Source organism: Modicisalibacter sp. MOD 31.J, assembly GCF_020147985.1.
Lineage (GTDB): Bacteria > Pseudomonadota > Gammaproteobacteria > Pseudomonadales > Halomonadaceae > Modicisalibacter > Modicisalibacter coralii.
In genome coordinates this window covers 499,942-526,046 of record NZ_JAGXFF010000002.1, presented here as the reverse complement: position 1 = coordinate 526,046, position 26,105 = coordinate 499,942, and the positions used below count along the sequence as shown (strand labels likewise).

The following is a 26,105-nucleotide window of genomic DNA, read 5'->3' as shown; positions in this document are numbered from 1 at the left end:
CGCCCCTCGCCCGGCGCGGCGTATCCCCGCGCCACCCCGGCAGGGGGCGATCGTGGCATGCTGATGGGCGCGTCCTGCACGTCGCATGGCGTTCCCTCGTCGTTGGCGTGGCTGGCAGGCGGCGTCGCGGCCGACGCCGCCGCGTCGGTCACCCGCCAATTCAGGCCGGTTCGGCGATGATTGCCTGCCACTTGGCCGGACCGGTCCGGTGGACCGACTCGCCGCTGGAATCCACGGCCACGGTCACCGGCATGTCCTCGACCTCGAATTCGTAGATCGCTTCCATGCCCAGGTCCTCGAAGCCGACCACCCGTGAGGCCTTGATGGCCTGAGCGACCAGATAGGCGGCACCGCCCACGGCCATCAGATAGACCGCCCGGTTGTCGCGGATCGCCTCGATCGCCGTGGGCCCGCGCTCGGCCTTGCCGACCATGCCCAGCAGGCCGGTCTGTTCGAGCATGGTGCGGGTGAACTTGTCCATGCGCGTGGCGGTGGTCGGACCGGCGGGGCCGACGACCTCGTCGCCCACCGGATCCACGGGCCCCACGTAGTAGATGAAGCGGCCCTTGAGATCCACGGGAAGGCTCTCGCCCTTGGCGAGCATGTCGACCATCCGCTTGTGCGCGGCGTCGCGGCCGGTGAGCAGCTTGCCGTTGAGCAGCAGCGTGTCGCCCGGCTGCCAGTTGCGCACGTCCTCGGCGGTGACCGTGTCGAGATCGACGCGCTTGACGTTGTCGCCGACCTCGCGGGTGATCTCCGGCCAGTCCTCGAGCCTGGGCACCGGAAGTTCGGCGGCCCCGCTGCCGTCGAGGGTGAAGTGCACGTGACGCGTGGCGGCACAGTTGGGGATGATCGCCACCGGCTTGTTGGCGGCGTGGGTCGGATAATCCTTGACCTTGATGTCGAGCACCGTGGTCAGCCCGCCCAACCCCTGGGCGCCGATGCCGGTCCGGTTGACCTTGTCGTAGAGCTCGAGCCGCAGTTCCTCGGCGCGCGTCGAGGCGCCGCGCGCCTGGAGTTCCTGAATGTCGATCGGATCCAGCAGCGACTCCTTGGCGAGTTCCATGGCCTTCTCGGCGGTGCCGCCGATGCCGATACCCAGCATCCCGGGGGGACACCAGCCGGCCCCCATCTTGGGCAACTGCTCGAGCACCCAGTCGACCACGTTGTCGGAGGGGTTGAGCATGGCGAACTTGGACTTGGCTTCGCTGCCGCCACCCTTGGCGGCGACGTGCACCTCGACGGTGTCGCCGGGCACCAGCTTGTGGTGAATGACCGCGGGCGTGTTGTCCCGGGTGTTCTGGCGCTTGCCGTCCGGATCGGCCAGCACCGAGGCGCGCAGCACGTTATCGGGGTGCGTGTAGGCCCGGCGCACACCCTCGTTGATCATGTCGTCGAGACTCATGTCGGTCTCGAAACGCACGTTCATGCCGACGTGCACGAAGACGGTGACGATCCCGGTGTCCTGGCAGATCGGACGGTGGCCCGTGGCACACATCCGCGAATTGATCAGGATCTGGGCGATGGCATCGCGCGCCGCCGGATTTTCCTCGCGCTGGTAGGCCGCATGCATGGCCTCGATGAAATCCTTGGGGTGGTAATACGAAATGTACTGCAGCGCATCGGCGACGCTCTGGATCAGGTCATCCTGGCGGATCACGGTCATGTGGCAGGAACTCCTTCGAGTGACAAGCAACTCGCCGCGGACCGTCAGGTGTCTACGGCGAATCTCCGTGGCCCCGGATTATACCCTATCCCCACCGGCCACGGCAGCGCTCGCGCCTGGCATCCCGAAAGGCTACCACCCGACCTCACAGCCTTTTGTTTTCGACAATATAGATAACGGTATAAAAAGTAGCCTTTTGCAACTCCGCCTCACTCTTACCAAACTAACGGGGTGGACCGACGCGCCGAACTGGGACGTCCGGCGTGTCGCTCGCGATCAACCGACTACTTGCAGGGATGCTCATGTACCGTCGCCACTTCGTCTCGTTTCTGTTCCTCGCCCTCGCCATCATCGCCGTCTGGCTGGTGTTCTGGCCCCCCGCCTCCTACCTGCTCATCGTGTGGCTGGCAATGGCCCTGCTCGGCATTTACGACCTGCGCTCGCGGCACAACGTGCTCAACAACTACCCGATCATCGGTCACCTGCGTTACATGCTGGAATTCGTGCGCCCCGAGCTGCGCCAGTATTTCTTCGAGTCCGAGCAGAGCGGCCGCCCCTTCAGCCGTGCCCAGCGCACGTTGATCAATGCCCGTGCCGACGGTAAAGCCGATACCTCGCCGTTCGGCACCCTGCGCGATTTCGAGGCCGCCGGGTTCGACTTCTCCGAGCATTCGCTGGTGCCCAAGGACGTGGCCGAGGACGTCACCCGCATCACCGTCGGCGGGCCGCAGTGCGAGCGCCCCTACCACGCCTCGCGCCTGAACATCTCGGCGATGAGTTTCGGCTCGCTGTCGGGTACGGCGGTGCTGGCCATGAACCTGGGTGCCAAGCGGGGCGGCTTCGCCCACAACACCGGCGAAGGCGCCATCAGTCCCTATCACCAGCGTCATGGCGGCGACCTGATCTGGGAACTGGGCACCGCCTACTTCGGCTGCCGCACCCGGGAGGGCCGTTTCGACGCCGAGGTCTTTCGGGAAAAGGCCCGCGAGGACCAGGTCAAGATGATCGAACTCAAGCTCTCCCAGGGCGCCAAGCCTTCCCATGGCGGGTTGCTGCCGGGGGAGAAGGTCAACCAGGAGATCGCCGAGACCCGTCAGATCGAACAAGGCCAGGACTGTCAGTCACCGGCGGCCCACCCCGAATTCGACACACCGATCGGGCTGCTGGAGTTCATCGTCCGCCTGCGCGAACTCTCCGGGGGCAAGCCGGTGGGCATGAAGATGTGCCTCGGCAAGCGCAGCGAATTCCTGAGCCTCTGCAAGGCGATGCGGGAAACCGGCATCCGCCCCGACTTCATCACCATCGACGGTGCCGAGGGCGGCACCGGCGCCGCCCCGCAGGAGTTCTCGGACCGCCTGGGCAACTACATCAACGAGGCGCTGCCGTTCGTGCACCAGTGTCTCGTCGGCACCGGCCTGCGCGACGACCTCAAGCTGATCGCCAGCGGCAAGGTCGCGCTAGGCTTCGACATGGTGGTCAAGATGGCGCTGGGCGCCGACATGTGCAACGCCGCCCGGCCGTTCATGTTCTCGGTGGGCTGCATCCAGGCGCGCCGCTGCCACACCAACCAGTGCCCCACCGGGGTCACCACCCAGGACCCCAAGCGCAGCCGCGCCATCAACGTCGAGGAGAAGGCCTGGCGGGTCGCCAATTACCACGCGGGCACCCTCAAGGCCTTTCGCGATCTGACCGGCGCGATGGGGGTCGACCACCCGGACAAGCTGACGCCGGACATGATCTACCACCGCAACGACTACACCCCGGCGGTCAGCTACCAGCAGCATCTCGTTCCGCTGCGGCCGGGCCAGTTGCTCGAGGACGGGGAGATCCCCGAGGCCTATGCGCCGCACTGGGAGGCCGCCCGGGCCGATCGCTTCTAGGTCTAGACTCACTGTCACGCCGCCGGCCGCTTGCCGGCGGCGTTACCACGACCGGGTCCTCGCGATACCGAGATCGTCATCCAAAGGAGGGAATGCATGTCAGACACGGTCAGCGATTTCATCGTCTCGCGCCTCAGGGACTGGGGTATCGAGCGTCTCTACGGTTATTCGGGCGACGGCATCAACGGCTTCATGGCGGCCCTGCGGCGCGCCGACGACGGGCCGCGCCTGATCCAGCCCCGCCACGAGGAGGTCGCCGCCTTCATGGCCAGCGGCCACGCCAAGTTCAGCGATCAGGTGGGGGTCTGCGTGGCGACCTCCGGGCCCGGCGCGGTCCACCTGCTCAACGGCCTCTACGATGCCCGCAAGGATCACATGCCGGCGGTGGCGATCGTCGGCCAGCAGGCGCGCATGAGCCTGGGCACCGACTACCAGCAGGAGCTCGACCTGATCGCGCTGTTCAAGGACGTCGCCGGCGATTACGTGCAGATGGTCACCGAACCCGCCCAGGCGCGGCACGTCATCGACCAGGCACTGCGCATCGCCATCGCCGAGCGCACCGTGACCTGCGTGATCCTGCCCAACGACGTGCAGGACCTGCCCATGGCCGACCCGCCCGCCGCCCACGGCGCGGTGTTCTCGGGCGTCGGCTATCGGCGTCCGCAGCGTCTCCCCGCGGCCGAGGATCTCGACGCCGCGGCCGAGCTGCTCGACCAGGGCGAGAAGGTGGCGATCCTCGCCGGCGCCGGCGTCAAGCACGCGGTGGACGAGCTGCTGGAGCTCGCCGAGTGTCTCGGCGCCGGCGTGGCCAAGGCGATCCTGGCCAAGACCATGGTGCCCGACGACGTGCCCGGCATGACCGGCACCATCGGCCTGCTGGGCACCGAGGCCAGCGAGAAGATGATGGAGGAGTGCGACACCCTGCTGCTGGTCGGCACACGCTTTCCCTACGCCGAATTCCTGCCCAAGTCGGACCAGGCACGCGCCATCCAGATCGACGTCGCCCCCGAGGCGCTGGGGCTGCGCTACCCGACCGAGATCAACCTGCACGGCGACGCCCGCGGCACGCTGGCCGCCCTGACCGAGCGCGTGGCGCGCAAGGACAACCGCGAGTGGCGCGAGCGCGTCCAGGGCTGGATCGACGAGTGGTGGCGGGTCACCGACGAACGCGCCGAAACCGACGCCGCACCGATCAACCCCCAGCGGCTGTTCCAGGCGCTCTCGCCGCGGCTGCCGGACGACGTGCTGCTGAGCTGCGACGTGGGGTCCGCCACCAACTGGTACGCACGCTACCTGAAGATCCGCCGCGGCATGCTGGGCTCGGTGTCCGGCGGCCTGGCCTCGATGGGTAACGGCGTGCCCTACCTGCTGGCGGCCAAGTTCGCCCACCCGCACCGTCCGGCGGTGGCGATGGTCGGCGACGGCGCCATGCAGATGCTCGGCAACCAGGCGCTGATCACCCTGGCCAAGTACTGGCGCGAGTGGGAGAACCCGCAGTGCATCGTGCTGGTGCTCAACAACCGCGATCTCAGCCAGGTGACCTGGGAGCAGCGCGTCATGGAAGGCGACCCGCGCTTCGATACCTCGCAGGACCTGCCCGACTTCGCCTTCGACGAATACGCCCGGATGCTGGGTTTCACGGGGCTGCGCCTGGAGCGCGCCGAGGAGATCGACCGGGTCTGGGACGAGGCCTTCGCCGCCGACCGCCCGGTGGTGATCAACGCCTACACCGACGGCGACATCGCCCCGCTACCCCCGCACATCAAGTTCGAGCAGGCCAAGCACTACCTGAGCTCGATGCTCAAGGGCGATTCCTCGGCCACCCACCACGCGCGGTTGTCCGCCAAGCAACTGGGACGCAGCCTGCTGGGGCGCAACCGCTCCTGACATGGCCGCGCCCTGACCCTTGCGGTCTGGCAACGACGGCGGCCCCACCGAGGTGGGGCCGCCGAACGCGCTTCCGGGGTTACTTGAGTTCGATCAGCCGCGCATTGAGCGCCTGGGCCTGATCGCGGAGCCGCGCCGCCTCCTCGAACTCGAGATTCTGGGCGGCCTCGTGCATGGCGTCCTCGAGCTTGGCGATCTCGCGGGTCAGCTCGGGCACCGAGAGATTGCGCAGCATCTCGGCGCCGTAATCGGCCTGCGGCTCGGCGACCTTGCGCTCGCTCTTGCGCCGCGAGCCCTTCTTGCCGGGCGTCTGGGCGCCTTCCATGATATCGGCCACCGACTTGGTGACGGTCCGCGGCACGATGCCGTGCTTTTCGTTGTGGGCGATCTGCTTGGCGCGACGCCGCTCGGTCTCGTCGATCGCCCGGCGCATCGAATCGGTGACCCGGTCGCCGTAGAGGATCGCCTTGCCGTTGGCGTTGCGCGCGGCGCGACCGATGGTCTGGATCAGCGAGCGCTCGGCACGCAGGAAGCCTTCCTTGTCGGCGTCGAGGATCGCCACCAGCGACACTTCGGGAATATCCAGGCCCTCGCGCAGCAGGTTGATCCCCACCAGCACGTCGAACTTGCCCAGACGCAGGTCGCGAATGATCTCGACACGCTCGACGGTATCGATGTCGGAGTGCAGGTAGCGCACGCGGATGTCGTGCTCGTCGAGGTATTCGGTGAGATCCTCGGCCATGCGCTTGGTCAGGGTGGTGACCAGCACCCGCTCGCCGACCTCGGTCCGCGCGCGGATCTCCGAGAGCAGGTCGTCGACCTGGGTGGAGGCCGGGCGCACCTCGACCTCGGGATCGACCAGCCCGGTGGGACGCACCACCTGCTCGACCACCTGGCCGGCGTGCTCGGCCTCGTAGGGCCCCGGCGTGGCCGAGACGAACACCGTCTGCGGACAGATCCGCTCCCACTCCTCGAAGGTCATCGGACGGTTGTCGAGCGCCGAAGGCAGGCGAAAACCGTACTCGACCAGGGTCTCCTTGCGCGAGCGGTCGCCCTTGTACATGCCGCCCACCTGCGGAACGCTGACGTGGGATTCGTCGATGAACAGGATGGCGTCGGGCGGCAGGTAGTCGAAGAAGGTCGGCGGCGGCTCGCCCGGCGCGCGACCGGAGAGATAGCGCGAGTAGTTCTCGATGCCGTTGCAGTAGCCCAGCTCGAGCATCATCTCGATGTCGTAGAGGGTGCGCTGCTCGAGCCGCTGGGCCTCGACCAGCTTGTCGTGCTTGCGCAGCCACTCGAGGCGCTCGGCGAGCTCGGCCTTGATCTCCTCGGTGGCGGCGAGGATCGTCTCGCGCGGCGTCACGTAGTGGCTCTTGGGGTAGATGGTCATGCGCGGCACCTTGCCACGCATCTCGCCGGTCAAGGGGTCGAACAGGCTGATCGACTCGATCTCGTCGTCGAACAGCTCGACGCGCACCGCCTCCTCCTCGGAATCCGCCGGGAAGATGTCGATCACGTCGCCGCGTACCCGGTAGGTACCGCGGCGGAAATCCATGTCGTTGCGGGTGTACTGCAACTCGGCGAGACGGCGCAGGAAGGAGCGCTGGTCGATCAACTCGCCACGGTTGAAGTGCAGCCGCATCTTCAGGTACTGGTCGGGATCGCCGAGACCGTAGATCGCCGACACCGAGGCGACGATCAGCGCATCGCGACGCTCGAGTAGCGCCTTGGTCGCCGACAGGCGCATCTGCTCGATGTGATCGTTGATCGAGGCATCCTTCTCGATGAAGGTGTCCGACGACGGCACGTAGGCTTCCGGCTGGTAGTAGTCGTAGTAGGAGACGAAGTACTCCACCGCGTTGTCGGGGAGGAACGACTTGAACTCGCCGTAGAGCTGGGCGGCCAGGGTCTTGTTGGGCGCCAGCACGATGGTCGGGCGCTGCACGCGCTCGACCACGTTGGCCATGGTGAAGGTCTTGCCCGACCCGGTCACGCCCAGCAGCGTCTGGTGCGCCAGCCCGGCCTCGAGGCCCTTGACCAGGCCGTCGATCGCCGCGGGCTGGTCGCCGGCCGGGCGGTACTGGGAACGAATTTGAAAGGATTTGCTCATGAGCCTGAGATGGTAGCCGGGCGGGGAAAGTTCAAGCGCCGGAGGCCATCGCCAGCCGGCTGGTGATGGCGACCGTGGCATCGGTCATCAGCCGGTGGATGGGGCAGCGATCGGCGATCTCCAGCAACCGCGTGCGCTGCGCGTCGTCGAGATCGCCCTCGAAGGTCAGCGACACCTCGAGAGTGTAACGCCCGTGGCGCTCCTCGCGGTCGTCGCGCGAGACCTCGACACGGACCGCCTCCAGCGGCCAGTCCTTGCGCCGGGCGTACATGCGCGCGGTGATCGCCTTGCAGGCGCCCAGCGCCATGTCGAAATAATCGTGCGGATCCGGCGCGCTCTCGTCGCCGCCGACGATCGCCGGCGCATCGGCGAACAGGTCGTCGAAGTCCTCGATGTCGATGCGCTGGCGCAGGCTGTGATCGTCGACGCTGATGACGGTGATGGTCATGCCGCCTCCCTGCGTGGTTGATGGTTTGTCTAGCGAACCTCGACACCCAACTGCTTCACCGCCCGGATCAGCGCATCGCGCTGCACCCGGCCCTCGACCTCGGCACCGTGGCGCCCCACCTCGGCGCTCTCGACGCCATCGACCATCATTAGCGCCGTGGTCAGCCGGTTGACGGTGTCGGCATCGTCGACGTTGTCGAAGGTCAATGAGATCTGCTGGGCCATGTGTCGTCCCCCTGGTGCGGTTGGCTCGCTCGACTGCGCCTCCAGTCTAGCACGCGGGGGCAATCCGTCACTCGCCGGCCACACCCGGCGAGGGCTCCGATGGCTTGCATTCGCCGCCCGGCGCCCCCATCTCGATAAGGATGACCCACCCCGGCAAGGGAGACGCCATGACCGACTGGAACGCCCATCTCGAGAGCCACGGCGCTCGCCACGTCGACGCTCGCCACGTGAGTTTCGCGGACCCGGCGCAGGTGCGCGAGGCCCTGGAGAAAACCGTCCTGCAACCGCTGGTCCACTTGGCGATCCTCGAGATTCGCGGCAGCGATGCCGAGCGCTTCCTGCAGGGGCAGACCAGCGCACAGCTCACCCTGGCCGACGGCGACTTCGCCGCACCCACCAGCTTCTGCACGCCCAAGGGGCGCATGCTGGCCAACGGCCAGTTGATGCGCCGCGAGGAAGGCTGCTACTGGCTGCTGCTGGACGCCGGGCTGGTCGAACCGCTGCGCGGGCACCTGGCCAAGTTCGCGCCCTTCTACAAGGTCGAACTCACGGCGCGTGACGATCTGGCGATCATCGGCCTGACCGGTCACGCTGCCCCGGCGCTGATCGAGGCCCGGTTCGACGTGACGCCACCGACCACCTGGCGGCAAGCGACCGTGGACGACGGCGTGATCGCGCGCCATCCCGGCAATCTGCCACGCCTGCTGCTCTGCCTCACCACGCCGGCGGCGATCGACGCCTGGGATGCTCTGGCGCACGACGCCACGCCGGTCGGCAACGACGTCTGGCAGTGGCAGGACATCCAGGCCGGTCTCGCCTGGCTGGACGCCAGTCTGCAGGACAGCTACCTGCCGCAGATGTTCAATTGGGAAGCGCTGGGCGGCGTGAGCTTCAAGAAGGGCTGCTACACCGGCCAGGAAGTCGTCGCCCGCGCCCACTTCCGCGGTCAGGTCAAGAAACGCCTGGTACGCGCCCAGCTCGAGGGCGCCAGCCTGCCGGGGATCGGCGACGCGGTGATCGACGCCGAGGGCAAGGCACGCGGCGAGGTCGTCGCGGCGGCGCTCGACGGCCAAGGCCAGGCCGAGATCCTCGCGGTACTGACCACCCGCGAGAGCGCCGAGCCGTTGACGGTCGGCGAACAGCGCCTCGAGCGCCTCGAACTGCCCTACCCGGTGGAACGCCTCGATCCCGAGGCCATGGCGGTCGGCAGCCCTGACGGCTAGCGGCCCGGCCACCGCGTCACGGCGATGGCCCATCGGCGAGACCGAACAGCCGGCGGGCGTTGGTCGTACTGTGTTCGGCGATCGCCGCCACCGTCTGGCCGCGCAACCCGGCCACCCGTTCGGCGATGTCAGCGATTCGTGCCGGCTCGTTACGCTGGCCCTGGAAGCCGCACAGCGGCATGGCGGGGCTGTCGGTCTCCAGCAGATAACCCTCGTCCGGCAAGGCGGCCACGGCGCGATGCAGGCGCTTGGCCCGCGGGAAGGTCGTCGCTCCGCCCAGGCCCAGGACGAACCCCAGATCGAGAAACGCGCGGGCCTGTTCGGGGCTGCCGGAGAAGGCGTGGATCAGCCCCCCGGCCGGTGGCGCCAGCTGGCGCAGCCGCTTGGTCAGCGTGTCGTTGCACTGCACGCAGTGGATCACCAGGGGCAGGCGCCGCGCCTTGGCCAGGCGCACCTGGGCATCGAACAGCCGCCACTGGGCGTCCAGGCTGTCCGCGAAACGCGCATCGATACCGCACTCGCCCAGCGCCACCACCTCGGGGTGCGCATCGAGGGACCGCGCCAGCGCTTCCACGTCCGCCTCGCCGTGGCGATCCATGAAATAGGGATGCAATCCCAGGCAGACACTGACGTCGTCGCGCCGCCCCAGCGCCAGCACGGCGCCCCAGGCGGCCCGCGTGGTCCCCGGCACCACGAAATGACCGACGCCGGCCTCGCGGGCCCGCGCGAAGACCGCCTCACGGTCGTCGTCGAAGGCGGAAAAGTCGAGATGGCAATGGGCGTCGATCAGCATGCACGTCCCCTGTCGGTGTCTTCTGCCATTCCTGGCAGTCTAGGCGTCGGCATCCTGCAGATGCGAGGTGCAGGCCGGGCAGCGCGTCGCTTCGAGCGGGATCTTGGACACGCAGTAGGGACAGGTCTTGACGGTCGGCGCTGTCGTCTCCGGCTCGTGATGCAGGTTCTTGAGCCGGTTGATGTTGCGGATCAGCACGAAGGTGGCGAAGGCCACGATCAGAAACGACAGCGTGGCGTTGATGAACAGCCCGTAGTTGAGCGTCACGGCGCCCGCGGCCTGGGCCTGCTCGAGGGTGCGATAGGGCCCTTCGCCGCTGCCGGCGCGCAGCACCCAGAACTGATTGGTGAAGTTCACGCCGCCGGTGATCAGCCCGATCAGCGGCGTGAAGACGTCCTTGACCAGGCTGTTGACGATGGCGGTGAAGGCGGCACCGATGATGATCCCCACCGCCATGTCGACGACATTGCCCTTGACCGCGAATTCGCGGAATTCCTTGAGAAACCGAGATGCCATGTCCGCTTCCCTCGATCCGGGGAGCGACGAAGGTCGCTCCTCGAACGCAAGATGTGCCATCGCCCGGCTTCGGGCAAGTCGTTTCAGTGCTCGCGGGTGGCGTTGAAGCGCACCTCCGGCCAGCGTTCCTGGGTCATCTGCAGATTGACCCGGGTCGGTGCCAGGTAGGTCAGGTAGCCGCCCCCGTCGAGCGCCAGGTTGGTGCTCGCCTTGCGCCGGAATTCGTCGAGCTTCCTGGCGTCGTCGCAATACACCCAGCGGGCGGTCTGGACGTTGACGCCTTCATAGATGCAGTCGACCTTGTACTCCTCCTTGAGGCGATGGGCGACCACGTCGAACTGCAGCGCCCCGACCGCGCCGACGATCAGGTCGTTGTTGTCCAGCGGCATGAACACCTGGGTGGCGCCCTCCTCGGAGAGCTGCTGCAGGCCCTTCTGGAGCTGCTTCATCTTCAGCGGATCGCGCAGGCGCACGCGCTTGAACAGCTCCGGCGCGAAGTGCGGAATGCCGGTGAAGCGCATGTCCTCGCCGACGGTGAAGGTGTCGCCGATCTGGATCGTGCCGTGGTTGTGCAGACCGATGATGTCGCCCGGCCAGGCCTGCTCGACGTGGGCACGATCGGAGGCCATGAAGGTCAGGGCGTCGGCGATCTTGACGTCCTTGCCGATGCGCACGTGGCGCATCTTCATGTTCTTCTCGTACTTGCCCGAGCAGACGCGCAGGAAGGCGACCCGGTCGCGGTGCTTGGGATCCATGTTGGCCTGGATCTTGAAGACGAAGCCGGAGAACTGGCCGTCACTGGCCTCCACCTCGCGGGCGTCGGTCTCGCGGGGCTGCGGCATGGGGGCATACTCGACGAAGCCGTCGAGCATCTCGCGCACCCCGAAGTTGCCCATCGCGGTGCCGAAGTAGACCGGCGTCAGCTCGCCGCGCCGGTAGGCCTCGAGGTCGAATTCGTGGGAGGCGCCGCGTACCAGCTCGACCTCCATGCGCAGTTCCTCGGCCTGATCGGCGCCCAGCACCTCGTCGACCTCGGCGCTGTCGAGGCCCTCGATGCGCACGTCGTCGGGAATGCGGTTGCCCTGGCCCTGCTTGTAGAGATGGATGACGTCATCGTAGAGGTGGTAGACGCCCCTGAAGTGACGGCCCATGCCGATCGGCCAGGTCATCGGCGCGCACTGGATGTTGAGCACCGTCTCGACCTCGTCCATCACCTCGATGGGATCGCGGATGTCGCGGTCCATCTTGTTGATGAAGGTGAGGATCGGGGTGGTGCGCAGCCGGCACACTTCCATCAGCTTGATGGTGCGATCCTCGACGCCCTTGGCGCCGTCGATCACCATCAGCGCCGAATCCACTGCGGTCAGCGTGCGGTAGGTGTCCTCGGAGAAGTCCTCGTGCCCCGGGGTATCGAGCAGGTTGACGATGCGCCCCTTGTAGGGGAACTGCATCACCGAGGTGGTCACCGAGATGCCGCGCTCCTGCTCCATCTTCATCCAGTCGGAGGTGGCATGGCGATCGTTGCGCTTGCTCTTCACCGAGCCGGCGAGCTGGATGGCGTTGCCGAACAGCAGCAGCTTCTCGGTGATGGTGGTCTTCCCCGCGTCGGGGTGCGAAATGATCGCAAAAGTGCGTCTAAGCCCCGCCTGCCGCGATGTTTCATCAGTTTGCATCAACTAAAAATCCTGGATTTGTACATATATTTGTACACATATCAAAAACCACCCTGACCGACCTTACCCGGCGCGTGAGTGAGCCGTATACAAAGATCAGTCGAAGGGAATCTGCGCGGAATTGTACCGGGCAGAGGCTAAGAGGAACAGCAAAGCCATAGGAAGTATCAGGTTCGTGGTGATATTTGCCAACCCCCTCGCGCATCTCCGATACTGTATAAATACACAGCAACCAGACTAGGGGACGCAATCCGTGACATCACCCAACACACCAGAGGCAGCAGCGACCGACGCCGACCAATTCCTTCACCGAGCCTCGGACAATACAGTTACTATCCTTGGGCGCGCTGACGAATACGCCGGGTCGACTCCCCTTCCTCTCGCAGGGGGAGAAGTACGCGCAGGGTTTCCCTCGCCCGCCGAGGACTACCTTGAGGGGGAACTCGATCTCACGCGACATCTCGTCCAGCACCCTAATGCCACCTATTACGTCCGCGCAAAAGGGGACAGCATGGAAGGCTATGGGATCTACGACCGAGATCTTCTCATCGTCGATCGCGCACTCGACGCACACACTGACGACATCCTCATCGCCGCGGTCGACGGCGAGCTTACCTGCAAGAGGCTCGGCATAATCGATGGGTGCCCAGCCCTGCTATCGGGCAACCCCGCGTACCCGCCGATCCGCCTGCAAGGCCGCGAAGTCACAACCTGGGGTGTGGTCATTTACAACGTACACGCGTTGTGCCGACGGGTGACACGATGATAGCCCTGGCGGACTGCGATGCTTTTTATGTCTCGTGCGAGCGCGTCTTTCGGCCGGACCTCGCGCGTCGAGCCGTTAGTGTATTGACGAACAACGACGGTTGCGTGATCGCCCGCAGCCCGGAGTTGAAAGCCCTGGGTGCGGCAATGCTGGCGCCGGATGAGACAGCGACACGGCAACTGCTCGAGCAGCTCCCGCTGACGGAGATATGGGGAGTCGCCGGGCGCACCGCCAGGAAGCTCGAGGCCTTGGGTATCCAGTCCGCCTGAGATCTGCGAATGACCGATCCCCACCGATTGCGCCACGGTTCTCGGTCGTACTGGAACGCATCGTTTGGGAGCTGCGCGGCCGCGACTGCATCCAGATCGACGAAATGGCCGCACCGCGAAAGAAGCTCATGACCAGCCGGAGCTTCGGCCGCGCGACGGGCAGCCGCCAAGATCTGCGCGAGGCGATCTGCCAGCATGCCACCCGTGGCGGGGAGAAGCTGCGCGGACAAGGGAGCCTGACGAGCGCACTGGTCGTCTTCATCCAGACCAATCCGTTCCGGGAGGGTCAGCCGCAGTACGCCCAGAGCGCCCTGCTGCACCTGCCGCAGCCGACCGATGACAGCCGCGCAATTATTCGCACCGCCCTACAAGGACTCGACGTCATCTACCGTCCCGGCTACGACTACCAGAGAGTGCGGCGTAATGCTGACTGATATGAGTCCTCGCACGCATGAGCAGCAAGATTTGCTTGCCGATCAGCAGAGCGACGCAGACCGAGAGCGGTCTGAGCGATTGATGGCGACACTCGACAAGCTCAATAACGAGCACGGCGCCGGCACCGTTCGCCTGGGACTCGGCCGCGCGGATGCCGCCTGGCACATGCGCAGCGCCAACCGGACGCCCAGGTACACGGCGAAGTGGGATGAGCTGCCCATCGTGAGGATGGGATAGACGACTGCCAGCGTCCGATCGAGACACCTAGATCGAGTAGGAGAGGGAGTTGCTTCCTCCGTCCTCTCACACCACCCACACCACTGGGCATACGGATCCGTACCACGGCGGTTCCTGTACCCCCATCATTCGGCTGAGCTTCGTTTCGCTGAATTTGTCCGCCTGTGTGCTCTGAGCGCTTCGACAGTCTTTGGGCTTCCGGCCCGCCACATAGTTATCGAGAGCCCCCAGGGAGACTTTTGCCCGTACACAAGTATTCTTTTTCGGGTATCCGGATTATCTGGTTGGTATGCGAGAGCGAAAGGTGGCCGACAAACTCAACCCACAACGGATTAGCTGGTTGATGGCTCGCTGAGTACGCTCACTTGCTAGAGAGCAGATACTTCACCAAACAGGCGATGCCCAGGACCAGTAGCAATAGTAGGGCAATTCCGATCACTGGCATTATCCAGCCCATCGCCCCCATCATCCCGCAATCTGGTAGTGTCGTGTTCATCGTGACAGGGCTCCCTGTGGTGTCCATGCCCAAAACCCGTGGTGCCGCCGCCCAGTGGCACCACGGTCGCGCTCATATCGTTCACCCGGCACAGCAGGACAACTGCGTCACATCCTTGGTGAAAGTCTGGGCACAGAGCTTGAGCCCTTCCACCATGGTCAGGTAGGGAAACAGCTCATTGGCGATGTCGTGTACGGTCATGCGTGCGCGTAGCGCCATCACCGCCGTCTGGATCAGCTCACCGGCTTCCCCCGCCACCGCCTGCACCCCCAGCAACCGGCCCGAGTCGCGTTCGGCCACCAGCTTGATGAAACCACCGGTGTCGAAATTCACCAGCGCACGCGGCACGTTTTCCAGGTCCAGCTCACGGGTATCGACGCTGAAGCCTTGCTCGATGGCCTCGGCTTCCGTCAGGCCGACGGTGGCCACCTGGGGGTCGGTGAAGATCACCGCCGGCATGGCGCTCAGGTCCAGGGTGGCTTCGCCCCCGGTCATGTTGACGGCAGCCCGGCTGCCCCCGGCGGCGGCGACATAGACGAACTCCGGCTGATCGGTGCAGTCACCGGCGGCATAGAGCCCCGGCACCGTGGTGTGCAGATGCTCATCGACCAGAATAGCCCCATGTGCGGTTTCCACGCCGAGGCTCGCCAGGTTCAGGGCCTCGGTATTGGGTGTCCGTCCGGTGGCCACCAGCAGTTGATCCGCCCGCAAGGTGCCGGCGTTGGTGTCGACAATGAATTCATTGTCGGTGTAGTCCACACGGCTCGCCTGGGTCTGCTTGAGGACCTCGATGCCCTCGCGGCGAAACGCCGCCTCCACCGCATCCCCTACCGCCGGGTCTTCCTGGGAGAGCAGGCGGCTGCGGGCCAGCACCGTGACCCGGCTGCCCAGCCTGGCGAAGGCCTGGGCCAGTTCCAGGGCCACCACCGAGGCGCCGATCACAATCAGCCGCTCGGGAAGAGTGTCCAGGGCCAGAGCACTGGTAGAGGTCAGGTAGGGGGTGTCGGCAAGACCCGGGATCGGCGGTACTGCCGGTCGGGCGCCAGTACCGATGAAGGCGCGGTCGAAGTGGACGACCTGCTCGCCGCCCTCGTTCAGCTTGACCATCAGGCTATGGGCATCGATAAACCGGGCCTCGCCGTGCAGGACAGTGATGGCCGGGTGGTCGCGCAGAATCCCCTCGTACTTGGCGTCACGCAGTTCCTCGACACGTCGCTGCTGCTGCTCGAGCAGCTTGGCCCGATCCACCACCGGCGCCTGGGCGCTCAGGCCTGCATCGAAGGGACTTTCCGTACGCAAGTGGGCAATATGGGCCGCGCGAATCATGATCTTCGAAGGCACACAGCCTGTATTGACACAGGTACCGCCGACGGTGCCGCGTTCGATCAGGGTGATCCGGGCGCCGCGCTCGGCGGCCTTCAGGGCCGCCGCCATGGCGGCGCCGCCGCTGCCGATCACCGCGATGTGCGGGGCGTCTTCATCACGGCCCTTGGACACCGATGCGCCTGCCGGGGAAGTGGGCCCACTGTTGGCCAGTCGAGCTTGGTAGCCAAGTCGGGTCACGGCAAACGTCAACGCCGAGGCCGGTGTCCCCGGATCAACGGCTACCGATGCCGTCCTCTGAGGATAGGATACCTCCACCGACTGCACGCCGGGCAGCTTCTCCAAGGCTTCCCTGACATGATCCGCACAGCGGTCACAGGTCATGCCGCTCACGTTGAGTTCAATCATCACGTTTCTCCGAGTCTTCATTAGTAAAGCCGGCATCCTGCTTCCGCTTGTGGTATCGCGCGTAGAGAGGTAAGCCGATGACGATGGCCAGGACGGCAAACAGCAGGTAATCGAGATAGCCTGCCAACGCGGCCAGGCCCGCCGTACCGAATAGCACCAGGGCGATTGGCCCGGCGCAACACAGCACCATCAACCCGGTGCCAAGCACGACGCTTATAAATTTCTGCGAATCTTTCACGCTTATTCCTTCACCGTGACGGACAAGCTCGTAAACAACTCACCCGATGACCGCGATGTGCAGCTGCTTGATGTCACTCAGGGGGCGTATTCCTTGATTTGATAGAGCCGTTGTCACAACAGGCGTCGAACTGCTTCTTACGCCAAATCGCATAAATGGTCAGGCCGATGAAGAAGGCCAGGGCCGGCAATAACACAACGTCGAGATAGCCCGTCAGCGCCGCCAGGCCCACCGTGCCAAGCAGGATCACCAGGATCGGCGTAAAGCAGCACAATGCCACCAGGACGGTGCCGATCACGCTCACGCGCAGCAGGGTCTTGGGATTCTTCATGATCACTCTCGATCCGCTTGCGAGGATGTCGGGGTTGATGGATACCCAGCGTTGGTGGTGGCCTCGGTCAATGCCTCCACCGACGTTCGGGCGTCGTCAAAGGTGACCACGGCCTCGAGATCCGCGTAGCTCACGTCGACTTGCGAGACGCCGTCCACCTTGTTGAGGGCGGCCTTGACGGTGATCGGGCAGGCGGCACAGGTCATGCCCGGCACCGACAGCTTCACGGTCTGCAAGGCCGCTAAGGCGGGCGTGCTGAGCAGGGCGAGTAGCGCGATGAAGGCGAAACGAGCTTTCATGGTAGATCTCCTTTTAATAGAACAAGGGCAAGACGTAGGGGAATACCAGGGCGATTAGCACCAGCAGCGATACGAGCCAGAAGATCGCCTTGTAGCCCGTCCTGACCCGTGGCACGGCACACACCTCTCCCGGCTGGCACTTTTCCACTGGCCGAAAGACGCGACGCCAGGCGAAGAACATCGCCACCAGCGCGACGCCGATAAAGAGCGGGCGATAGGGCTCCAGCGACGCCAGATTGCTGATCCAGGCGCCGGAAACGCCCAGCGTGATCAGAACCAGCGGGCCGAGGCAACACGCCGAGGCCAGGAGGGCCGCGACTCCTCCGGCGGCCAGGGGCCCTCGCCCCGTTTTAGGTGTCCGCATTGACGATTCTCCTTTCGGGATGGGGGGAGCTACGATAAGGTTACTTCCGTAGCTTGGTACGGAGTCAAGCATCATGAAGAGACATGCAGATAAAGTGGCGGACACCATGACCATTGGCGGCCTGGCCAAGGCGGCCGGCGTCAATGTCGAGACAATCCGCTATTACCAGCGACGAGGGCTATTATCGGAGCCCGAACGACCTCCCGGAGGTATTCGACGCTATAGTGCCGCCGATATCGACAGGTTGACGTTCGTGAAAACGGCGCAGCAGCTGGGCTTTAGTCTGGATGAGATCAGTGACCTACTTCGGCTGGAAGATGGCGCCCACTGTCAAGAAGCCAGTGCTCTCGCAGAGCACAAGTTAGGGGACGTTCGCGAGAAGATCGACAGGCTTGAAAGAATTGAGAAGGTGCTGAGCGAAATGGTCGACCGATGCCATGCACAACAAGGCAATATCACTTGCCCGCTAATTGCGTCATTGCATGAAGGGCTCAGAGAAGCAGAAGACCCAAGGGAGTAAATCACCTTCAGTTCGTAGAAAACAACGCGGTCAAAGAGTCGTAATCATCTATGGACCATGTCGACAAGGAAAGTTTGCATGACCAGCTTGCCTGACAACATCCTGCACCTTCCCGAGTACCACGTCCTAGCCACCAAGATGGAAGAGCATGATCTCCACTACCAGGTCGAAGCTCCTGAGCCTCTAGCTTGCGAGGAATGCGGCGTTGAGAGTGAGTTTGTCAGGTTCGGCAAGCGCGATGTGGCCTATCGCGACCTACCCATCCACGGAAGGCGGGTCACCCTCTGGGTGGTCCGTCGCCGCTACACCTGCCGGGCGTGTGGAAGGACGTTCCGGCCAGCTCTTCCGGAAATGGTAGACGATCACCGCATGACGCGGAGGCTTTACAACCACGTCGAGAAGGAAGCCTTCAATCACCCCTACGCCTACGTGGCTGATACCACGGGCCTCGACGAGAAGACTGTCCGCGAGATATTCAAGAAGAAGGCTGAGTTCCTGGCAGCCTGGCATCGCTTCGAGACACCCCGCTGCCTGGGGATCGACGAGCTGTACCTGAACCGCCGCTACCGCTGCATCCTGACCAACCTGGAGGAGCGTACCCTACTGGACCTGCTGCCCGGTCGCCAGCAGGACGCGGTGACGAGGCGCCTCATGAGCATGACCGAGCGCCACCAGGTCGAGATCGTCAGCATGGATATGTGGAAACCCTACCGCCGTGCTGTCCAGGCGGTGCTGCCGCAGGCTCGCATTGTGGTCGATAAGTTCCACGTCGTGCGAATGGCCAACGAGGCCTTGGAAAAGGTCCGCAAGGGGCTCAGGAAAAAGCTGACGTCCAACCAGCGCCGAACCCTCAAGGGTGACCGGAAGATCCTGCTGAAGCGCGCTCACGATGTCTCAGATCGCGAACGGCTCATCATGGAGACCTGGACAGGGGCATTCCCCCAGCTCTTGGCGGCCTACGAGCACAAGGAGCGGTTCTTCCACATCTGGGACGCCACAACCCGGCGTGACGCCGAGAAGGCGCTGACTGCCTGGATTGACGACATCCCACAGGGGCAAAAGGAGGTCTGGAAAGATCTCGTCAGTGCTATCAGTGGCTGGCATGAGGAGATGCTGACCTACTTCGAGACCGACATCCCGATCACCAACGCCTTCACGGAGTCAATCAACCGGCTGGCCAAGGATAAGAACCGCGATGGCCGTGGCTACTCATTCGAGGTGATGCGGGCCCGGATGCTCTACACCACCAAGCACAAGAAGAAGGTGCCGCAGACCAAGGAATCCCCCTTCCTGGGCAAGGCCACCATGACCTACAGCATGGGTCTTCCCGAGCCTGAGAAAAACTACGGCGTCGATCTATCAACCTTCTGGAAGAGTTAAGGGTTCGAAGGAGCAAGGGGCTCCATCTACCACTTAATCCGGATACCCTCTTTTTCCTGCCATAGCGTGACCGCTTTAGGCCGACAGCCACTTGATACCAATACTATTATTAAGCGCAGCCTAACATTCCTCTTTCGGCCAGAAGCGGACCTTATAGTCGCCTTTCCTTGGACCTGGATTCTTCCCCTACCTGGTCACCTACAATCCACCGAAAAGAAACCTTGGTTTTCTTTACATCATTACGCCATGTTGTCGACGAGGGTAGGGAGAAGGGCCCAGCAAACCCAGACAGCTGAGGAAGAGATATAAGTAGAGGCGTAGTTTCAGCAGAGAGCTCTTCTTGGTGCAGTAGTCACCGGTGGGGGAAAGCGTCGCCCCAGCCTGACGGCCGGGGCGACATGGGCGATGCCCGGTCTCACAGCATGCGCTTCAACTCCCCGTACTCACCACCGATGCGCAACACCACGGTCACCTCGTTGTCGTTGCGGTTGCGGAAGAACCAGCCGTGATTGCCGGTGAAGGCCGCTTCCAGTTCGCCTGCGTCCTCGGGCACACCGCGGCCTTTCTCGTAGCTGATCGAATTGCCATTGCCGTCACCGTGGGTGTCGAAGTTGATCGGGCCGCCCTCGGACTCCCAGGCGAAGCGGGCCACGGCGCCTTCCTCCATGGTCAGTTTGTATTCCGTCCCTTCGCCCGGCGTCAGGGTGAAGCTCACCTCATCACGCCAGGTGGCGGCCGGCTCAGGCGCAGGGGCCTGTGCTTCGGCGGGCGCAGTGTCGGCCGATTTGGCGCTGGAATCGACCTCGGCGACGACCTCCGGGACTTCGGACTCAGGCTGGGCCTCGGGCGCCGGCGTTTCAGCCGGCGCGTCTTGCTCGGGCACCGCCGTAGCATTCGCCCGCTCGAGCTCGGCCTCCTCGGCCAGCTGCTGCTTGATCTCTCCCATGTCGGTCAGCCCCAGGAGGCGTCCCGCGCCGGTGGGATCGATCGCGTACTCGGCGGGTAGGACCACGGTGACCAGCAGGACGGTGGCCGCCACGGCGGCCAGCAGAGTCGAGCGGATCAGCTTGCCGGTCGAGGGTAGTTCGGCGCGGGTCGGCATATCGGTGTTGTACATTTCAGACTCCGTGAAATCAGGCGGTGAACAGGCCGGTGAGCTGATAGCCGATCAGCATGAAGCCGGCGCACATCATGGCGACATTGGCGGTGTAGGCATGGCGCAGGAAGCCGGCGGTGCGTCGCCAGAATCCCATCACGATGAGGATGGCCCCCAGGGCCAGCAGCTGGCCGATCTCCACGCCGACGTTGAACGCCAGCAGGTTGGGCACCAGGCCGTTCGGCGAGATCTCGTACTCGATGATCTTGGTCGAGAGGCCGAAGCCGTGGAAGAAGCCGAAGACCAGCGTCGCCGCCTTGGTGTTGGGCTGTAAGCCGAACCAGCGCTGGTAGGCGCCGAGGTTATCCAGCGCCTTGTAGACGACGGAGAGGCCGATGATGGCATCGATCAGGTAGCTGTTGATGCCGATGTTGAAGTACACCCCGAGCAGCATCGTCGTGGAGTGCCCCAGGGCGAAGAGGCTGACGTAGATGGCGATGTGCTGCATCCGATAGAGGAAGAAGATCACCCCTAGCAGGAACAGGATGTGGTCGTACCCCGTCACCATGTGTTTGGCGCCGAGGTAGATGAACGACATCAGGTGGATGCCGTAGATCTCCTGGATATAGCCCTTGTCGCCTTCCGCGACGGCATGGGCAAGGGCATCGCCGCTGGCTCCCAGGAGCAAAACCAGCAGGGCGAACAGGGTCAGGGCGTAGTGTCGGGCCTTGTCAGGCACGCCGCACACGTCCCTCATCAATGAGGAAAACATGAAACTCTCCACGGTTTAGGTATCGAATCACGGTCGCCCGGTGGGCGACCCCGGTCATGCCGCGATGACCGGCCGTGGAGGGCGCTCGAGTCGGAAGGCACGGCGAAGCGGGCGGCCATCCCGCTGCTGCCTCCGGATGGTGCTGGGGATCAGGGGCGCCACGACGATCCCGTCCGTGATCCGATCCGCCGTCTCGTGGAAGTGGCTGCCGCTGTCATGCGGCAGCGGCTGGCGGTCGGTCGACGCATGGGCGTGACCGTGCGCATGGCCATGCGCGCCCGGGAGTTCCCCCTGGAGCCTGTGCTCGATGGCCGCCGAGTCAACCGGCCCATGCGCACGTATCTCGCCAATACCGGATATGACCAGCCCCTGCACGATCAGCAGCAGGAGGGTCAGGTGACCGAGACGATGACACAGGCGGTTGAGCATAGAGGCAGACCAGCACCAGGGCGAAGATCGGGATGAGGCGCTATCGGGCCTTTCCTCATGGGGCATTGCCACGATAGCGCCAGAGAGCTTAGCATCCCCCCTAGGGGGATATAAACACCAAAAGGGAACAGAAGATGACATCGCATACCCACCAGTCGCATCCCGACATCATCAAACGCCTGAAGCGTGCGGGCGGGCACCTGGAGAGCGTGACCCGGATGATCGAGGACGAGCGGCCCTGCCTGGAGATCGCCCAGCAGCTGCATGCCGTCGAGAAGGCGATCCAGCAGGCCAAGCGGACCCTCATTCAGGACCATATCGACCACTGCCTGGACGAAGCGATCGCCCCCCAAGACTTGGCGCAGAGCGCCCACGTCGATGACTTCAAGGCGATCGTTCGCTACCTGTAATCCACTATCACGCTGCAAGGAGAGCCGTATGCTCGAGGTGCTGAGTCATCGTCGCTATCGCCACCTGTTCCTGGCTCAGGTCATCGCACTCGCCGGCACCGGACTGACGACGGTCGCCCTGGCGCTGCTGGCCCACGATCTGGCAGCGGGGCAGGCGGGTGTCGTGCTGGGCACGGCCCTTGCGATCAAGATGGTGGCCTATGTAGGGATCGCGCCGGTGGTCGGGGCCTACGCCTCGCGTCTGCCGCGCCGCGTCTTGCTGGTCTGCCTAGACCTGCTGCGGGCGTCCGTGGTCTGTGCGCTACCCTTCGTCACCGAAGTCTGGCAGATCTACGTGCTGATCTTCCTGCTCAATGCCGCCTCGGCGGGCTTCACCCCGGTCTTCCAGGCGACGATCCCGGATCTGCTCGAGGACGAGGATCAGTACATCCGCGCGCTGTCGCTGTCGCGGCTCGCCTACGACCTCGAGAACCTGCTCAGCCCCATGGCCGCCGCGGCGCTGCTGATGGTGATGAGCTTCGATGTGCTGTTCCTGCTCAACGGCCTAGCCTTCCTGGTCTCGGCCGGCCTGGTCGTCTCGGTACTCCTGCCGTCGCCCCAGGCGACGGAGGACGAGGCGCCGAGCGTGTGGCGCAAGGTCTCCCACGGCATGCGGATCTACCTGAAGACGCCGCGACTGCGCGGGCTGCTGGCCCTGAACATGGTGGTGTCGGCCGCCGGAGCCATGCAGATCGTCAATACAGTGGTCTATGTGCGTTCCGCCCTGGGCCTGGGCGAGCAGGCGGTGGCTCTGGCCTTCGCGGCGGTGGGCGGCGGGTCGATGCTGGTGGCCTTGCTGCTGCCGAAGGTCCTGGAGCGTGTGCGTGAACGCCCGCTCATGCTCGCCGGTGGCGGGCTGATGACGGTGAGCCTGTTCCTCGGCCTGCTCGCGCCCGGCTTCGTCGGCCTGATGGGACTATGGTTCCTGCTGGGCGCCGGCGCCTCGCTGGTCATGACGCCCACCGGGCGCCTGCTCAAGCAGTCGTGCCACGCGGCGGACCGTCCGGCGCTGTTCGCCGCGCAGTTCTCGCTGACGCACGGCTGCTGGCTGGTGGCCTACCCGCTGGCCGGCTGGGTTGGGGCCGAGGTGGGGCTGACCGAGACCTTCGCCCTGCTGGGGACCATCGCGCTGCTGTCGACGGCGCTCGCGGCCCGTATCTGGCCATCACGGGACCCGATCGCGCTCGAGCATGACCATGACGCCGTTGAGCATACCCACCTGCACTACCACGACGAACACCACCAGCACGAACATGAGGGCTGGGAGGGGCCGGAGCCCCATCGTCATCCCCATTACCATCCTGGCGGCCGGCATCGGCACGACTTCGTGATCGATCGCCACCATCTGGTATGGCCCCGGTGACTGAACCCGGGCCAACAGCAACAACAATACACCGCGCAGGGAACGAAACATCACTTCGAATGGTGGACTTACCCCGAAAAGCGAGACACCTCTAAACTGGGGTAAGTCCATCCCAGAGTGCTTGACCTTGTTATAATTTAGTTTTTACACCCACTCTTATCGCAGTTGATACGCTCATGGGACTGAAGCCAATGACCTGGATTTTATCGGGTGTTGCAGCCGCAACCAGTGCCTCCCCCCTTATTTCCACTATGGACTACACCAGTAGGCGTATGCTTAACAGCCATAGATAACTCCTATGCATCCCGTTCTCTTATCGCCGGAATTTCACCGACTCGTCAGCAGGCTTTGTCTGGAAGAGAAGATAAAGAGTCTAAATTACGTATACTCCACAACGCCTTGGGTAAGTCACCGGCACGAATCGCAGCATACTACCGGCCGGCTCCACCCGTTGGTTATGTGTTGCACTTGATACCGAGCCCTGCCTTGTAAACCTGGAAATTTTCATAAATTCGATGAATAGTATTGGAAATTATTCGTTGGCCACTTTTTCGACTAGTATATTTTAGCTTGTCCGCATTTTGATCACTCTGTACCAGTCTCGTAAACAGATCATCTCTTTGTTCCTCTGGAACTCTCTCAGGTCTATAAATCATCAAATAGACCCGATTCTCCAGTAAGGGCGATAATTCCGGTATGGCCGCTTTGGGTCGATATCTGCCGTTCGCAAGCTCCCACCCACGGTTGTCTTACTGACCGGAACCCCGATCCTGTATGGATATTCCTAACGTCGAGCACGCTACCGCCAAGCAGCACCACATGGTGCCGCCTCCTCGGCTATGGAGCTGCCGGAGTCGCCATTTGGCAACCCAGGAATTCCGCAGGACACTTCCAGCAACACCAGCCTACTAAAGATGGCTTCGGCTTTACCACTCGAGGCTTAAGTACCCTCGCCGCTGAAGCACTACCGTACCCTCGAGCTTTTAATGGTAGATCGGGATGCAGGCGGGGTTCTGGCAGCCTAAGGGGGCCGTGTTCGGTTAGGGCGTGCATCTCCTCCTCGGTGTCGGCCAGCATGTGGCACATCCTCATACTGCCGAGCCTGGCCCGCATATCGTCGACGTAGACAGTCATCCGCCACCACCTGCCGCAGCAAGGGGGCGAGGTTCGACACCATAGCCGATGTATAGCGGATGCCCGGGTTCGCCCGCGCCGGTCACACGCAAACAATGGGTCTCAACGCCGGCATCGGCCAACATCGCCAACACACGCTGGCCGCGGCCGGCGAACAGGCCGTGATTTCCCCAGCCGCAGACCACCAGGTCTACCCCTTGGGCGCGCTCGAGGATCGCCGAATCATTCTCCGGGCCAATTGGGTCATCCGCGGTGTATAGCCACTTGGGATCCGTAGATCGGAGCGCGAAGATATTGCAGACATAAAGGGAGCCGTAGCCCATTGTCCTGGAGCGACGCTCACAGCGCTCGACTGTCGGGTCATTGGCAACCTCATCGGCTGTACTGGGATTCAGCAGCAACCAGAGAACGCTCGGGCCAGCCGCCCAGCGCCGCCATAAGTCATAGCGCCATGTCCTGCATGGAGAGAACCTCGCGCCGGTGTCGATGAACAAGTCGCTTGATGCGTTCATGTTAATTTACCTCCGGCCTGCGACTGGCCCACCTCGATGGGAAACTCCCCGAGCATGGCGCAGCCCGCCTGAGTAATCTGATACTTGCCTGCCGATAGGTGACGAACTGCCCCCTTATCCGCAAGCCGGTGAATCATCGCTTTCGAGATGTCATAGGTGCCGTCGTCGTTGATTGTCTCGTTGAAACGTGCAAGCGCCGATCGCTCCGCCTCGTCTAGCCCCGGAACCACCACCGTTGTGCGTCTTGCGTCATGAAACTGCGTGCCAACGGTGGGAACTGCGCGGGTATTCCACGCTTCGACAGCCTCCCTTTCAGACTCGGCCCACCCTATCGGGTTGTGATGCCGCCCTTTTGCACAGCAGTCCGAGCAGCGCACTGCTTTGGCAATCTCATGTACGGGCCAGTCATCTGAATGGACGCTGGTAATATTAAGATCGTTGCCCCCGCAGAATGGGCACGGCTCCATCACGCCTCCACCTGCGCCCGCTTGTACCGAGCGCCTATCCGGTAAACGGCACGCGGTGTTATCCATGTTGTGGTGATTCACCGCACACCGATTCTGCTTGGTCATTGACGCCAAGTCATCGCACAGGAGCATGAGCATTGGTCCTGTCAGAGCCGCGGACTCCCTGAGAATCCCCGCCCTGACCGCGGCGTTGCGTATGGCTTCGGCAAGGCGCCGTTGGCCATTCTCCGCCGCCTCTATCCGCTCAATAAGCGTCAGGATATCGCTGGGCAAGACCTGCATGTGTGGCCCGTCCTGGCCAGGCTCGCGGCCTCGCCAGCCCAGTTGGCGTTTCTGCGCTTCGTCTTTCAGCGCTGCAATGTCAGTGCTCACGGCTCCTCCGGTGTCTGGGCCTTCT

At 63.9% G+C, this 26,105-nt stretch carries 29 protein-coding genes; 11 read left to right on the top strand and 18 right to left on the bottom strand.

What is annotated here, in order from left to right; translation table 11 throughout:
• Positions 1-160 precede the first annotated feature (160 nt).
• Positions 161-1,666: a fumarate hydratase gene (locus KGR00_RS08160; RefSeq protein ID WP_129138359.1), complete on the bottom strand. Its 1,506-nt coding sequence runs from the start codon at positions 1,664-1,666 to the stop codon at positions 161-163.
• Positions 1,667-1,968: 302 nt separating this feature from the next.
• Here KGR00_RS08160 and KGR00_RS08155 point away from each other — a divergent pair, with 302 nt between their 5' ends.
• Together KGR00_RS08155 and KGR00_RS08150 are read left to right on the top strand one after the other, a co-directional pair.
• Positions 1,969-3,546: an FMN-binding glutamate synthase family protein gene (locus KGR00_RS08155; protein ID WP_224417192.1), complete on the top strand. Its 1,578-nt coding sequence runs from the start codon at positions 1,969-1,971 to the stop codon at positions 3,544-3,546.
• Between the two features lie 96 nt (positions 3,547-3,642).
• Positions 3,643-5,433: a thiamine pyrophosphate-requiring protein gene (locus KGR00_RS08150; RefSeq protein WP_224417193.1), complete on the top strand. Its 1,791-nt coding sequence runs from the start codon at positions 3,643-3,645 to the stop codon at positions 5,431-5,433.
• A 79-nt stretch (positions 5,434-5,512) separates the two neighbouring features.
• Here the strand turns inward: KGR00_RS08150 and uvrB are convergent, their stop codons facing one another.
• The 3 genes from uvrB to KGR00_RS08135 are packed head-to-tail and all read right to left on the bottom strand — an operon-like array spanning position 5,513 to position 8,215.
• Positions 5,513-7,543: an excinuclease ABC subunit UvrB gene (gene uvrB, locus KGR00_RS08145; protein WP_129138362.1), complete on the bottom strand. Its 2,031-nt coding sequence runs from the start codon at positions 7,541-7,543 to the stop codon at positions 5,513-5,515.
• 31 nt (positions 7,544-7,574) lie between these two features.
• Complete coding sequence (locus KGR00_RS08140) at positions 7,575-7,991, bottom strand: OsmC family protein (RefSeq protein WP_224417194.1); 417 nt, start codon at positions 7,989-7,991, stop codon at positions 7,575-7,577.
• 29 nt (positions 7,992-8,020) lie between these two features.
• Positions 8,021-8,215: a hypothetical protein gene (locus KGR00_RS08135; protein ID WP_129138364.1), complete on the bottom strand. Its 195-nt coding sequence runs from the start codon at positions 8,213-8,215 to the stop codon at positions 8,021-8,023.
• A gap of 167 nt (positions 8,216-8,382) precedes the next feature.
• On the opposite strand from KGR00_RS08135, the gene KGR00_RS08130 reads away from it, so the two are divergent.
• Positions 8,383-9,438: a folate-binding protein gene (locus KGR00_RS08130; protein WP_224417195.1), complete on the top strand. Its 1,056-nt coding sequence runs from the start codon at positions 8,383-8,385 to the stop codon at positions 9,436-9,438.
• A gap of 16 nt (positions 9,439-9,454) precedes the next feature.
• Here KGR00_RS08130 and KGR00_RS08125 read toward each other — a convergent pair whose 3' ends face one another.
• The 3 genes from KGR00_RS08125 to KGR00_RS08115 form a co-directional block, all read right to left on the bottom strand.
• Positions 9,455-10,231: a TatD family hydrolase gene (locus KGR00_RS08125; protein ID WP_224417196.1), complete on the bottom strand. Its 777-nt coding sequence runs from the start codon at positions 10,229-10,231 to the stop codon at positions 9,455-9,457.
• A gap of 39 nt (positions 10,232-10,270) precedes the next feature.
• A complete protein-coding gene (gene mscL, locus KGR00_RS08120; RefSeq protein ID WP_224417197.1) occupies positions 10,271-10,747 on the bottom strand; it encodes a large conductance mechanosensitive channel protein MscL in 477 nt (158 codons plus the stop codon).
• 83 nt (positions 10,748-10,830) lie between these two features.
• Entirely contained in the window at positions 10,831-12,420 is a 1,590-nt protein-coding gene (locus tag KGR00_RS08115) for a peptide chain release factor 3 (protein ID WP_224424388.1), read from the bottom strand.
• 253 nt (positions 12,421-12,673) lie between these two features.
• Here KGR00_RS08115 and umuD point away from each other — a divergent pair, with 253 nt between their 5' ends.
• The 4 genes from umuD (at position 12,674) to KGR00_RS08095 (ending at position 14,127) form a co-directional block, all read left to right on the top strand.
• Positions 12,674-13,186, top strand: coding sequence for a translesion error-prone DNA polymerase V autoproteolytic subunit (gene umuD / locus KGR00_RS22365; protein ID WP_224424387.1), 513 nt, complete (start codon positions 12,674-12,676; stop codon positions 13,184-13,186).
• Positions 13,183-13,455: a hypothetical protein gene (locus KGR00_RS08105; RefSeq protein WP_224424386.1), complete on the top strand. Its 273-nt coding sequence runs from the start codon at positions 13,183-13,185 to the stop codon at positions 13,453-13,455. The genes umuD and KGR00_RS08105 overlap by 4 nt, the downstream gene beginning before the upstream one ends.
• A 104-nt stretch (positions 13,456-13,559) precedes the next feature.
• Positions 13,560-13,889, top strand: a complete 330-nt coding sequence (locus KGR00_RS08100; protein ID WP_224424385.1) for a hypothetical protein — start codon at positions 13,560-13,562, stop codon at positions 13,887-13,889.
• Complete coding sequence (locus KGR00_RS08095) at positions 13,879-14,127, top strand: DUF4113 domain-containing protein (RefSeq protein ID WP_224424384.1); 249 nt, start codon at positions 13,879-13,881, stop codon at positions 14,125-14,127. Before KGR00_RS08100 ends, KGR00_RS08095 begins: the two co-directional genes overlap by 11 nt.
• Positions 14,128-14,488: 361 nt before the next feature.
• Here the strand turns inward: KGR00_RS08095 and KGR00_RS22425 are convergent, their stop codons facing one another.
• From KGR00_RS22425 to merT, 6 genes are all read right to left on the bottom strand, one after another.
• Positions 14,489-14,623 carry a hypothetical protein gene (locus KGR00_RS22425; protein ID WP_008957399.1) on the bottom strand — a complete coding sequence of 45 codons (135 nt, stop codon included), beginning with the start codon at positions 14,621-14,623 and terminating at the stop codon, positions 14,489-14,491.
• 81 nt (positions 14,624-14,704) lie between these two features.
• Positions 14,705-16,354 (bottom strand): mercury(II) reductase, encoded by a 1,650-nt coding sequence (merA, locus tag KGR00_RS08090; protein WP_008957401.1) that lies wholly within the window; start codon positions 16,352-16,354, stop codon positions 14,705-14,707.
• Positions 16,347-16,592, bottom strand: coding sequence for a mercury resistance system transport protein MerF (gene merF / locus KGR00_RS08085; protein WP_008957402.1), 246 nt, complete (start codon positions 16,590-16,592; stop codon positions 16,347-16,349). The genes merA and merF (KGR00_RS08085) overlap by 8 nt, the downstream gene beginning before the upstream one ends.
• Before the next feature lie 73 nt (positions 16,593-16,665).
• Entirely contained in the window at positions 16,666-16,923 is a 258-nt protein-coding gene (gene merF, locus KGR00_RS08080) for a mercury resistance system transport protein MerF (RefSeq protein ID WP_008957403.1), read from the bottom strand.
• Positions 16,924-16,925: 2 nt separating this feature from the next.
• Positions 16,926-17,222 (bottom strand): mercury resistance system periplasmic binding protein MerP, encoded by a 297-nt coding sequence (gene merP, locus KGR00_RS08075; RefSeq protein ID WP_006911918.1) that lies wholly within the window; start codon positions 17,220-17,222, stop codon positions 16,926-16,928.
• Positions 17,223-17,235: 13 nt separating this feature from the next.
• Entirely contained in the window at positions 17,236-17,586 is a 351-nt protein-coding gene (merT, locus tag KGR00_RS08070) for a mercuric ion transporter MerT (protein ID WP_008957404.1), read from the bottom strand.
• A gap of 73 nt (positions 17,587-17,659) precedes the next feature.
• Here merT and merR point away from each other — a divergent pair, with 73 nt between their 5' ends.
• Both merR and KGR00_RS08060 read left to right on the top strand, forming a co-directional pair.
• On the top strand, positions 17,660-18,106 hold the full coding sequence (gene merR, locus KGR00_RS08065) for an Hg(II)-responsive transcriptional regulator (RefSeq protein WP_006911920.1): 447 nt from the start codon (positions 17,660-17,662) through the stop codon (positions 18,104-18,106).
• Between the two features lie 78 nt (positions 18,107-18,184).
• Positions 18,185-19,486 (top strand): ISL3 family transposase, encoded by a 1,302-nt coding sequence (locus KGR00_RS08060; protein WP_008957405.1) that lies wholly within the window; start codon positions 18,185-18,187, stop codon positions 19,484-19,486.
• A 415-nt stretch (positions 19,487-19,901) separates the two neighbouring features.
• On the opposite strand, the gene KGR00_RS08055 is transcribed toward KGR00_RS08060, so the two are convergent.
• Genes KGR00_RS08055 through KGR00_RS08045 form a run of 3 tightly spaced genes read right to left on the bottom strand, consistent with a single transcriptional unit; the run spans position 19,902 to position 21,783 of the window.
• Positions 19,902-20,603: a hypothetical protein gene (locus KGR00_RS08055; protein WP_224424383.1), complete on the bottom strand. Its 702-nt coding sequence runs from the start codon at positions 20,601-20,603 to the stop codon at positions 19,902-19,904.
• A 16-nt stretch (positions 20,604-20,619) separates the two neighbouring features.
• On the bottom strand, positions 20,620-21,354 hold the full coding sequence (locus tag KGR00_RS08050) for a HupE/UreJ family protein (RefSeq protein ID WP_343232827.1): 735 nt from the start codon (positions 21,352-21,354) through the stop codon (positions 20,620-20,622).
• A gap of 54 nt (positions 21,355-21,408) precedes the next feature.
• The gene (locus KGR00_RS08045; RefSeq protein ID WP_224424382.1) at positions 21,409-21,783 is read right to left on the bottom strand and encodes a hypothetical protein; all 375 of its coding nucleotides are present in this window, start codon (positions 21,781-21,783) and stop codon (positions 21,409-21,411) included.
• Positions 21,784-21,917: 134 nt separating this feature from the next.
• Here KGR00_RS08045 and KGR00_RS08040 point away from each other — a divergent pair, with 134 nt between their 5' ends.
• The gene (locus KGR00_RS08040; protein WP_224424381.1) at positions 21,918-22,193 is read left to right on the top strand and encodes a metal-sensing transcriptional repressor; all 276 of its coding nucleotides are present in this window, start codon (positions 21,918-21,920) and stop codon (positions 22,191-22,193) included.
• Between the two features lie 28 nt (positions 22,194-22,221).
• The gene (locus KGR00_RS08035) at positions 22,222-23,595 is read left to right on the top strand and encodes an MFS transporter (protein WP_224424380.1); all 1,374 of its coding nucleotides are present in this window, start codon (positions 22,222-22,224) and stop codon (positions 23,593-23,595) included.
• Between the two features lie 1,130 nt (positions 23,596-24,725).
• Here the strand turns inward: KGR00_RS08035 and KGR00_RS08025 are convergent.
• A complete protein-coding gene (locus KGR00_RS08025; RefSeq protein ID WP_224424379.1) occupies positions 24,726-25,241 on the bottom strand; it encodes a DUF1643 domain-containing protein in 516 nt (171 codons plus the stop codon).
• Positions 25,238-26,080 (bottom strand): Lar family restriction alleviation protein, encoded by an 843-nt coding sequence (locus KGR00_RS22495; RefSeq protein ID WP_224424378.1) that lies wholly within the window; start codon positions 26,078-26,080, stop codon positions 25,238-25,240. The genes KGR00_RS08025 and KGR00_RS22495 overlap by 4 nt, the downstream gene beginning before the upstream one ends.
• Positions 26,081-26,105 lie beyond the last annotated feature (25 nt).